Source organism: Actinoallomurus acaciae (assembly GCF_042429965.1).
GTDB classification, from domain to species: domain Bacteria; phylum Actinomycetota; class Actinomycetes; order Streptosporangiales; family Streptosporangiaceae; genus Actinoallomurus; species Actinoallomurus acaciae.
Map to the genome: position 1 here is coordinate 1 of NZ_JBHLZP010001181.1, position 870 is coordinate 870.

Annotated in this window: 2 protein-coding genes; both read right to left on the bottom strand. The window is 66.7% G+C overall.

Annotated features, from left to right (window positions below; genetic code table 11):
* Positions 1 to 120 precede the first annotated feature (120 nt).
* Entirely contained in the window at positions 121 to 438 is a 318-nt protein-coding gene (locus ACFFNX_RS51480; protein WP_378213824.1) for an L-rhamnose mutarotase, read from the bottom strand.
* A gap of 56 nt (positions 439 to 494) precedes the next feature.
* A partial coding sequence (locus tag ACFFNX_RS51485; protein WP_378213825.1) for a substrate-binding domain-containing protein occupies positions 495 to 870 on the bottom strand: 376 nt, incomplete at its 5' end.

An 870-nucleotide genomic window follows, 5' to 3' on the forward strand; every position in this document is an offset into this window, starting at 1 on the left:
ACACCTTAAAACGCGTACCCGAATTTCCATACGCCCACGACGGCGTCTCAATCCGCTGCGTCCGCAGCGCCGCCTTGACCTGGGCTATGTCCGTTGTCATCGTTCGTGGTCCCCGATCCGTCAGTCGAGATGGAACACTTCGCCCAGCCGCAGCAGGCCCTCATCGGGGCGCCCTTCGAGTTCCTCGAAGAACGGCGCCATGTCCGCCTGCCAGCGGGCGTTCACCTCGGTACCCTCCATGGCCGCGCGTGCGGCCTCGAAGTCGTCGGTCTCCAGGTAGCCGACGAGCAGCCCGTCGTCGCGCACGAAGAGGCTGTAGTTCCGCCAGCCCGCCGCGCGAAGGGCGGTCAGCATGTCCGCCCAGACCGCCTTGTGTCGTTCGCGGTACTCCTCCAGCCGGTCCTTACGGACCCGCAGCAGGAAACACACGCGCTCCATGGAGGCTCCTCCCGCGACGGCGCGGGGCCGCGCCCGGCGGCCCCGCGCCGAGCGTCCTAGAAGTGGTAGTTGTCGATGTTGCCGCTGTCGAAGACGGTCGGGGGGCCGAGGATGACCTCGCCGTCCTTGCCGATCGTGCGCGGACCGAGCTTGCCTGCCTTGAACGTCTCACCCTGGGCACCGGTGATCTGACCAGAAACGAGAGCGGCCGCGGCGTACGAGGCGAGGTAGCCCAGGTTGGCCGGGTCCCACAGCTCGAACTTCTTGACAGTGCCGTCCTTGACGAATTTACGCATCTGGTTCGGCGTACCGAGACCGGAGACGGCGACCTTGCCCTTGTACTTGGAACTGTCGATGTAGCGGGCTGCGGCGGCGATGCCGACCGTGGTGGGCGCGATGATGCCCTTCAGGTCCGGGTAGGCCTGGAGCAGG

Bases quoted from the DNA above. Each gene is read 5' to 3' on its own strand.
- ACFFNX_RS51480 (WP_378213824.1), bottom strand. From the start codon at position 438: ATGGAGCGCGTGTGTTTCCTGCTGCGGGTCCGTAAGGACCGGCTGGAG.